At 60.7% G+C, this 9,172-nt stretch carries 7 protein-coding genes and 2 pseudogenes; 7 read left to right on the top strand and 2 right to left on the bottom strand.

Going from position 1 to position 9,172, the window contains the following annotated elements; all coding sequences use genetic code 11:
- From FEV53_RS15010 to FEV53_RS15000, 3 genes and pseudogenes are all read left to right on the top strand, one after another.
- Positions 1-281: pseudogene (locus tag FEV53_RS15010) on the top strand (IS5/IS1182 family transposase); the annotation flags it as partial.
- A 230-nt stretch (positions 282-511) separates the two neighbouring features.
- A pseudogene (locus FEV53_RS15005) lies at positions 512-1,454 on the top strand (IS30 family transposase).
- A 303-nt stretch (positions 1,455-1,757) separates the two neighbouring features.
- Positions 1,758-2,270 carry a Mu transposase domain-containing protein gene (locus tag FEV53_RS15000; protein WP_425465494.1) on the top strand — a complete coding sequence of 171 codons (513 nt, stop codon included), beginning with the start codon at positions 1,758-1,760 and terminating at the stop codon, positions 2,268-2,270.
- A gap of 42 nt (positions 2,271-2,312) precedes the next feature.
- Here FEV53_RS15000 and FEV53_RS21270 read toward each other — a convergent pair whose 3' ends face one another.
- Together FEV53_RS21270 and FEV53_RS14995 are read right to left on the bottom strand one after the other, a co-directional pair.
- Positions 2,313-2,789, bottom strand: coding sequence for a transposase (locus FEV53_RS21270; RefSeq protein ID WP_281283526.1), 477 nt, complete (start codon positions 2,787-2,789; stop codon positions 2,313-2,315).
- On the bottom strand, positions 2,722-3,528 hold the full coding sequence (locus FEV53_RS14995) for an IS110 family transposase (protein WP_221931632.1): 807 nt from the start codon (positions 3,526-3,528) through the stop codon (positions 2,722-2,724). Before FEV53_RS14995 ends, FEV53_RS21270 begins: the two co-directional genes overlap by 68 nt.
- Positions 3,529-3,792: 264 nt before the next feature.
- Here FEV53_RS14995 and FEV53_RS22145 point away from each other — a divergent pair, with 264 nt between their 5' ends.
- From FEV53_RS22145 to FEV53_RS14980, 4 genes are all read left to right on the top strand, one after another.
- Positions 3,793-4,197 (top strand): ATP-binding protein, encoded by a 405-nt coding sequence (locus tag FEV53_RS22145; RefSeq protein WP_425465492.1) that lies wholly within the window; start codon positions 3,793-3,795, stop codon positions 4,195-4,197.
- On the top strand, positions 4,142-4,522 hold the full coding sequence (locus FEV53_RS21565; protein ID WP_425465491.1) for an ATP-binding protein: 381 nt from the start codon (positions 4,142-4,144) through the stop codon (positions 4,520-4,522). The genes FEV53_RS22145 and FEV53_RS21565 overlap by 56 nt, the downstream gene beginning before the upstream one ends.
- A 272-nt stretch (positions 4,523-4,794) precedes the next feature.
- On the top strand, positions 4,795-5,778 hold the full coding sequence (locus FEV53_RS14985; protein WP_142835617.1) for an efflux RND transporter periplasmic adaptor subunit: 984 nt from the start codon (positions 4,795-4,797) through the stop codon (positions 5,776-5,778).
- Positions 5,771-8,983, top strand: coding sequence for an efflux RND transporter permease subunit (locus FEV53_RS14980; RefSeq protein WP_142835616.1), 3,213 nt, complete (start codon positions 5,771-5,773; stop codon positions 8,981-8,983). The genes FEV53_RS14985 and FEV53_RS14980 overlap by 8 nt, the downstream gene beginning before the upstream one ends.
- Positions 8,984-9,172: the final 189 nt, after the last annotated feature.

Here is a 9,172-nt window from a genome sequence, read left to right as displayed (position 1 = left end):
CCCGCAAGAACGCCAATCCCTGGAAACCAACGAGCCCCGGAGCCATTGCCCGCAATGAGGCACTGCGCGCGTCCAAATATTTGGGTCGTGCCATCTGGCGACGATGGTCTGGCTACCACCGCCGGAGCCGGGTCGAGAGCAAGATGAACTGCATCAAGCTGCCCGGCCAATCCCTCATGGCCCGAGACTTCGACCGCCAGGTCGCCGAGCTGCAAGTTCGTATCGCCGTGCTGAACGGCTACACCGCGCTCGGCGCACCCATTACTCTGGCCGTAGGATAGGTCCCTCCGGGGAAAGGGAAACCGCGCTCAGACCCCGATTTGTGCAACAGCGCCATCATACGGTAATCCTCCCTAAAATTGGTTGGATGCTAAAGTAGAATTTTTTCGGAGAAATAATCTGTTCTTATTCACCATAACACGGACTATAGGACTCATGATAGGCCGCTGGAGGGTTCACAAACGAAGTGCGAATTCTTTACGAATAAAGAGAGCTGCGTGGAGTATGAAGAATGAGAAGCCACTACTGTCACTTGAAGCTCGACGAACAGCGCAAGTTTGCGAAGTGGCTTGCAGCCAAAATGCCGGTCTCAGAGATTGCAGATCGATTGGGGCGCGACCCTTCTACGATCTACCGCGACATCAAACGGAACCGCTTTACGGATACAGAACTGCCAGAGCTGAACGGCTACTACGCGCTGAATGCTCAGGACATGTATGAGAAAAGCCGAGCCATTCATCGCAAGATGATCGTGCACCCAGAACTCAAGGAAGCCATTGAAGACCGTCTGAAGGCTGGCTGGTCGCCCGAGCAGATTGCACGCAGAATGCGGCTTGAACGCCATCCGATCCGTGTGAGTCACGAGACGATCTATCGATTCGCCTCTTCCAAAGACGGTCGCGATGAGCAGTTCTATCGCCACCTGCCTGAGCATCGCAGACGCCGCAGGCCGCGTGGGTATCGCAGGCATAACCGTGCTCACATATTCGACGTTCAAAGCCTGTCTCACAGGCCTGACCGCATCGCAGAGCGCGAAGAGTTTGGCCACAGGGAATGCGATCTTATGATGTTCCGCAAGGAGTATGGAAAAGTGAATGTCACGTCCCTGGTCGCCCGAGCAGATTGTATGCTGTGGTGATGCGCAACGAAGATCGTCAGTCGAGGCCGATCATGAAGGCGCTGATCCAGGGGCTGGCTCCTTTGTCCGCCGATCGATCACCTTCGACCGCGGCACTGAGTTCTCCGCGTGGCGGCACCTGAAGGCGGGTATCGGCGCAGATGCGTGGTTCTGCGATCCACAAGCGCCCTGGCAGAAAGGCACTGTCGAAAACACGAACAACAGGCTGCGGAAGTATCTGCCCCACTCGACCGAACCGACGGCGCTGACAAATCGATATTTGAGGTCGATTTGCCACCGCCTGAACGGCACGCCAAGAAAGTGCATTGGGTATTAAACCCCGGCCAAGGTCTTTGAAATCAGGCTGATGGAAATCCAAAACCGATGGGAATAAAACGACATATCAAGAATTGCACTTCGGTGTGAGTCCACAGCTGTACATTGTGTAGTTACCCTTAGAACTGAGATTTCTATTTTGAGACTGGCGGCGCTTGCGCTGTTAAGAGCTGGCAAACGGGCCCCATCCCGAGCAGCGGGATCGCACCATTGCGGAGATGTTTGAAGACGAACGGTCCGAGCTGCGCCCACTGGGCCGGGCATTTGATGGCTACATGGAGAAGAGAGTTCGTGTCCGCTCCACCTGCCCGGGTCTCAAACTGCCAGCAATCGCTACAGTGTGCCTTCCCGGTTCGCCGGGCAGCACGTCTCCCTGCGCGCCTGCGCAGGTCGGATCGTGCTGGGCTCCGGTCAGGATGTCATTGCCCAACACAAGCGCCGCTTCACCCGCCATGTCAGCTATTTTGAACCATGGTACTCTGTTCCCCGGCTGGATCGAGAGCCCGGCGCCCTGCGTGACGGCGCGCCTTTTATGGACTGGCAACTGCCCGAGGCCATGCATCGGATCAGAGAACACTACATGGCTGGCACGGGCGGGGATCGGGAGTGCGTCTATCTGCTTTTGCTGGCCCGGGATCACGGGATCGATGTGGTCGGGACGGCTTGCGAACTGACGGTGGATCAAAACACCCTGTGCCTGCCCGCCATCATCAACCTGATCAACCAGTTGGTGGAGCCGGTCATCATGCCGCTCGAGCTGTGCCTGCGCCTATCCGCAGCTAACCTTGCGACCCAAGGCCGATTGCAAACGCTATGAGATGCTGTGCTCGGCTGGGGAGGCTGCTGCGTAATGGACAAGTCAAGCAGCATTTCGCTTTGGATCGAAAGTTTGGCGCCTTTGCATCATGGTCCACAGAACCGTAACGCGTCGTCTGGCGAGGGCGATGAGGGCCTGGGTGTGGTGTTTTCCCTCTTTTCGCTTTCTGTCGTAGAAGGCTTTAGAGAGCGGGTCTTTCTGGGTCACGGCACAGAACGCGCTTTGGCAGAAGACCCGCTTGAGCGCCTTGTCGCCGCCGTAGGCGCGCCGCCAGCCCGCCCGTTTACCGGATTGGCGCTGAACCGGAGCGAGGCCCGCCGCCGCCGCGAGTGCATCCGCCGAGGCAAAGCGCGCGATGTTGCCGATTGCGGCCTGGAACTCGGCAGTCAGCACCACCCCCATCCCCGGCAACGAACGGATGAGGGCGCAGTCAGGGTGGTGGCTGAGGATGTCAGAGGTGGTCCTTCTCGATGCGGGCGATCTTTTGTCTGGCCTCCAAGGCTTCGGCTGCCAGCTCACGGATCAGATCGGCGGTGGCCGCTTCGCCAAGGACGGTGATGCGTTGCGCCTTGGCACAGTCAAATGCGCGCCTGGCGATGGTCTCGCAGCCGTGCAGGTGCGGGGTCTTCTTCAGGTGAGCCACGATCCGCGCCCGTCCTGCGCGTCGGATGTCGGACGGGGTCACATGCCGGGTGAGCAGCGCCAACGGCCCTTTGCAACAAAGGTCAAATGCCTGTTCAAGGCCGGGATGAATGCCGCACAAAAGCCCGCGAATACGGGCGATGCGGCGCACCTGGTCCTGCATCAGGTCTCGCCTGCGGCCCACCTTGAGGCGCAGCGCCACGCGCGTGTCGTCATCGGCCAGAACCGGGCGCAGATCGCGCGTGCGCACCAGCTCGGCGATGGCGAGATATTGTCCGCCATTGGTCCGAGGACAATGGCGAGCGGCGTCGCGGGGATCGGATTTGCGCTCGCCTCCAGCAAAGCCTTGGCCCGCGCGGTTCACCGCGATCCCCGGGGTGTGCACCAGGACAAAGCCTTCCGCCAGCAGGCTGGCCTCGATGAGGCGCGCAAAGGAGCCGACCACGTCGATCCCGATCACGACATCGCCGTTCACGTTCCGTAGTTCGACAATAAAGTGGTCAATCGCCACCGGGTTGTTCTCGACCGCGCGGTCGAGAACAACCCGGCCCCCATCGTCAATCCCAACCGCCCAATGTACAACTTTGGCCGCGTCAATTCCGATCCATATCGCCATCTCCCTACCTCTCCGTTGAGTGTTCCGCGCACACCCCATCGCGCCTGCATCGCCTTACAAAGCCATCGAGGGCATCGCGTAATCAGCGGTCATTCAGGGGCGGTGGCGAGGGTGGCACAGCGACCTGAGCCATCAAGGACAGCCAGCATGACAACCATGCCCTCGCCACCTGCGTACCAACAACTTGGCACTGTCGATAACGCCATGAAAAAGGGTAAGGCCGCATGAACGCTCTCATCGACCAACTGACAGCCCTGAGGTCGCATGGAATGGCAGCTTGTGCCCATGATTTGCTGTCCGCGCGCAAGACCTGCGTCTGATCACAGCGATAAAGCAACTGATCGACGCCGGGACCGTAGAGCGGCGGGTGCGCTCCATCCACCAGCAAATGAGGATCGCGTTCGGCATTGGTCTCGAACCAATGCCGACAAATGTCTCACCCCCCATCACAAGGACTTCGCCACCCTCGATTATGGCGCGGCCACCGTCACCCAGACCCAGATCGAACCGTTCTGCACAGGCCAGTTCACAGAAGAAGCGCACAATCTCATCCTGATGGGCGGAGCCGGCACGGGTAAAGACAGGGCGCCCTTCACCCCATATCGCCATCGCTTTGGGCACCACCTGGATCAACAATGGCAAGCAGGCGCGGTTCTTCAATGCCGTTGATCTGATTAAAGAACAGGCCAAGGGCAATGCCGGGAATATCATCCGGCACCTCTCGGCACTGGACTGCGTCATTATCGACGAACCGGGCTACATCCCGTTCCTCAAGTCCGGCGGCGCGCTGCTCTTCCATCTGATCAGCAAGCTCTCTGAGCAGACCAGTGTCATCATCACCACCAATCTGGAGTTCGGGGAATGGGGCTCAGTCCTCGGCGATGCCAAGATGATAACCGCCCTCCTGGATCACATCACGCATCACTGCGCGATCTTCCAAACCGGCAATACCTCCTCCCGGTTCGCCCAGAGCAAACACCGCACAAAGAAGTAGACGTCCCGCAAGCAAAGCCCCCGACGGACCCGCTATATGAGGACGGCCTGCCTGAGGGCTTTGCTACAAAACTTGGGTCAAATTTAAACGCTGAAACCCGGTCAGTTGTGAACGCTCATTGACAGGCTCCAAGGCGCGGACCCAGATTGCCAACTTTCGCTCCACCACTCCGGCCGGATTTTCTCCGCCGTTGATAATATAAATGATCAATTTACTTCCAATATATATGAATATAAGAATGCGTCTGTGTCGATGGCCCGGAGCTACCTCATATGAAAAAATTTCTGACCATTGTAACGCTCCTCGCATTTCTACCTGTCCTCTCGGCTGCAGCCGACGATGCGGCGACCGCGCGGCAGGTGGAGATCACGGACTGGAAGGCCGTTTTTGGTCGGATCGTAGCGCGGGACCGGGTTCCGGCGCGGTCGCGTCTGGGGGGGACGCTGATCGAAATTCAGGTCTTTGAGGGATCGCAAGTTACGGCCGGGCAACAGATCGCACGGGTCGTTGATGAGAAAATTGCGCTCCAGCTGAACGCCATTGACGCCTCGCTCGCGTCGTTACGCGCCCAACTTGCAAATGCCGAAGCCGAACTGGCTCGGGGGGAGAATCTATTGCAACGTGGGGTGACCACAGCGCAGCGGCTTGACGCCTTGCGCACGAACGTGGACGTGGTGAAGGGACAGATTGGCACGGCCGAAGCAGAGCGCACCGTCCTCGTGCAGCGGGAGGCCGAGGGAACCGTGATGGCCCCGATTGACGGCACTGTGCTCTCCGTGCCGGTCACCGCTGGTTCGGTCGTTCTGCCAGGCGAAGCGATTGCCGAGATCGGGGGCGGTGGTGTTTTCCTGCGCCTTGCTGTGCCTGAGCGCCACGCCATGAGCCTGACCGAAGGCGACATGATCCGCATCGAAGCTCCCAACGGCGCGCAGGAGGGGCGGCTGGCGCGGATCTACCCCCAGATCGAGAACGGTCGCGTGGTTGCGGATGTGGAGGTCGCGGATCTCCAGACCGACTTTATTGATGCGCGGGTGCTGGTGCGGCTGCCGGTGGCTACATCCGAGGCTGTCGTCGTGCCAGCGGATCTGGTTATGTCCCGAATGGGGCTCGATTTCGTGACTGTGGTCGGGGCCGATGGAGAGCCTCTGCCGCGCACCGTCGTGATTGGCGCGACCCATGACATGGACGGGGTCGCTATGGTCGAAATCCTGTCCGGCCTCAGCGGCGGTGAGACGCTGGGGGCTGGTGATGAGTAACCCCTCCGAAGACACGCCGCTCGGCATCGCGGGCAGCCTGACCAAAGCGTTTATTCATTCCGCTCTGACCCCCCTGATGATCCTCGCCGCACTTGCCGTGGGGCTGGTCGCGTTGGTCAGCCTCCCGCGCGAGGAGGAGCCGCAGATCTCGGTGCCGCTCGTTGATATCCATATTCAGGCGCCGGGCCTCCGGGCCGAAGATGCCGTCAAGCTCGTGACCGAGCCGATGGAATCCATCATTCAGGGCCTCGACGGCGTCGAGCATGTCTACTCCCAGACGTCTGACGATTACGCCATGGTCACTGCCCGCTTTCTGGTGGGAACCTCTGCGGACACGGCGATCCTGCGGGTTCACCAAAAGGTCCGCGCCAATCTCGACCGGATCCCGGTGGGGATCGACCAGCCACTGATTGTCAGCCGGGGGATCGACGATGTGGCCATCGTCGCGCTGACCTTGTCGCCGAAAACCCCTGAGGCCGGGGTGACAGCCAATGACCTGACGCGGGTGGCCCGGGAATTGCAGGTCGAACTGGCCAAGATCAACGATGTCGGTCTGACCTATCTGGTCGGCGAGGCACCCGAAGCGATCCGCATTGCCCCCGACCCTCAGCGGCTCGCGCTTTACGGGGTCACGCTGCAACAACTTGCGGGCAAGGTCGAGGGGGCGAACCGCGCGTTCTCTACCGGTCTCGTCCGCGATGCCGGAGAGCAAATCGCGCTGGTAGCCGGGCAAACCCTGCAAGCCCCTGCCGATGTGGCAAACCTCCTGCTGACGACACGGGATAGCCGGCCCGTCTATATTCGCGATGTCGCCGATGTGAGTTTTGTACCGAACACCTCGGACCGCATTGTCTCGCATGTGACCCGGAGCGAGGACAGGCAGATCGTCCGAACCCCGGCGGTCACCCTTGCCATTGCGAAACGCGCGGGCGCCAATGCGGTGATCGTGGCCGAAGAGATCCTACATCGCGCCCATAGGCTTGAGGGCGACCTGATCCCTGAGAGCATCCAGATCGACATCACCCGCGATTACGGCGAGACGGCGGATGAAAAGGCCAATGAGCTGCTGTTCCATCTCGGTCTTGCCACGGTGTCCATCGTCGCACTGGTCTTCTTTTCCATCGGCTGGCGGGAATCCATCGTTGTGGCGGTTGTGATCCCGGTCACGATCCTGCTGACGCTCTTTGCCGCGTGGGTCATGGGCTACACGCTAAACAGGGTTTCTCTCTTTGCGCTGATTTTCTCCATCGGGATCCTCGTCGACGACGCAATCGTGGTGATCGAGAACATCGCGCGGCACTGGGCTATGCCGGACCCCGCGAGCCGCTCCCAAAAGGCGATCCGCGCCGTGTCTGAAGTCGGCAATCCGACCATCGTCGCGACCCTGACCGTCGTCGCCGCGCTGCTGCCGATGCTCTTTGTCTCCGGACTGATGGGCCCCTATATGAGCCCCATCCCGGCCAATGCGTCGGCGGCGATGATCTTCTCATTCTTTGTGGCAGTGATCATCACCCCATGGCTGATGCTGAAGATCGCGGGCCGCGCGCCGACCCACGATCATGATACTGCTAATGCTGGTCATCATGGCGGCGCACTGGGGCGCCTCTATACGGCGGTCGCGCGTCCGTTGCTGCGCACGAAATCCGGCAGCCTTCTGTTTCTTCTGGTCGCGGTGGTGCTGTCTTTCGGGTCGCTGGGCGCGCTCTATACGCGCGATGTTACGGTCAAGCTCCTGCCCTTTGACAACAAGTCCGAGCTTTCCGTCGTCATCGACCTGCCCGAAGGCGCCTCTGTCGAAGCGACGGATGCCGTGGCTCAGGACGTGGCGCGGACAGTGCTGGACTTGCCCGAGGTCCTGTCCGTCCAGACCCATGCGGGGGACGCGGCGCCGTTCAACTTCAACGGGCTTGTGCGGCACTATTATCTCCGGGAACGCCCGGAGATGGGAGACGTGCAGATCACGCTTGATCACAAGGAGCACCGGGACCGGACGAGCCATGAGATCGCCCTCGACATTCGTCAGCGCCTGTCGGAGATCGACGTCCCCCCGGGCACCAGCCTGAAAACGGTCGAGCCCCCGCCCGGACCGCCGGTCATCGCGACGCTGCTGGCCGAGGTCTACGGGCCTGATGGCGAGAGCCGCCGCGCAGCCGCTGCAAAGATCCGGCAGGCGTTCGAGGCCGTCCCCTTCGTCGTCGATGTGGACGACAGTTTTGGCGTGCCGCCGCGTCGCCTCCGGGCCACGATCTCGACAGACCAGCTGGAGTTCTTCGGCGTGCAGGAGCAGGACGTGTTCACCACGCTCGCCATCCTCAATTCGGGTATGACGGTCGGCTATTCCCATCGGGGCGAAGGCCGCTATCCGATCCCGATCACCGTTGCGCGCGACAAATCCGATCGGGTTGTCGATGAGCGCTTCCTGTCCACGCCCATCCCGGCCAACGCCCTGCCAGGTGCGCGCGGCGTCGTGGAACTGGGGGATGTCATCCAGATCGAGGAGGAGCAGGCCTCCCCCCCGATCTTCCGTCATAACGGACGGGATGCCGAAATGGTCATGGCCGAATTGGCCGGAGAATTCGAAGCTCCGCTCTATGGGATGCTCGCGGTTGCGGATCAGCTGGACAAGATGGACTGGGAAGACGGCACGAAGCCCGAGATCCGCCTGAACGGCCAGCCCGAAGATGAAACCGGCGTTACGCTTCTCTGGGACGGCGAATGGGAGGTCACATGGGTGACCTTCCGCGACATGGGTGCGGCCTTTGCGGTCGCACTCCTGGGGATCTACATCCTCGTGGTCGCGCAGTTCGGCTCCTTCCGGCTGCCGTTGGTCATCCTGACGCCGATTCCGCTCACCTTCCTCGGGATTGTCTTCGGACACTGGCTCTTCAACGCGCCCTTCTCCGCGCCGTCGATGATCGGGTTTATCGCGCTGGCCGGGATCATCGTGCGCAACTCGATCCTGCTGGTGGACTTCATCCGCCACGCCGACCCTGCAAAAGACAAGGTTGAGACCCTGATCGAGGCCGGTGCGATCCGCTTCAAGCCGATCCTTCTGACCGCCGTCGCGGCGATGATCGGGGCCGGGGTGATCCTGACGGACCCGATTTTCCAGGGCCTTGCGCTGTCGCTGCTGTTTGGCCTGCTCAGCTCCACCCTTCTGACCGTGCTGGTCATCCCGGCAATCTACCGGGTCTTCCGAACCTGATAAGCAGCAAGCTTTGGCGAAACGGTCAGCTGGGATTGCCAACTTGCAGACGCACCCGAGGCTGTTTGGACCATGTTGCATAGATCAAACTCAGGGCGCATTCGGCCTTTTTCCTGCCTGATCAGATGACACGCTGGTAGGCCGCGAGAACGAGGACGCTTATGCGGTTCAGGGCTTTGACGGCGTTCG

The sequence above is a fragment of the Palleronia caenipelagi genome, assembly GCF_007004065.1.
GTDB classification, from domain to species: Bacteria; Pseudomonadota; Alphaproteobacteria; order Rhodobacterales; family Rhodobacteraceae; genus Palleronia; species Palleronia caenipelagi.
The sequence above is the reverse complement of the archived record's forward strand: the minus strand, read 5'-3'. Positions and strand labels throughout refer to the sequence as shown.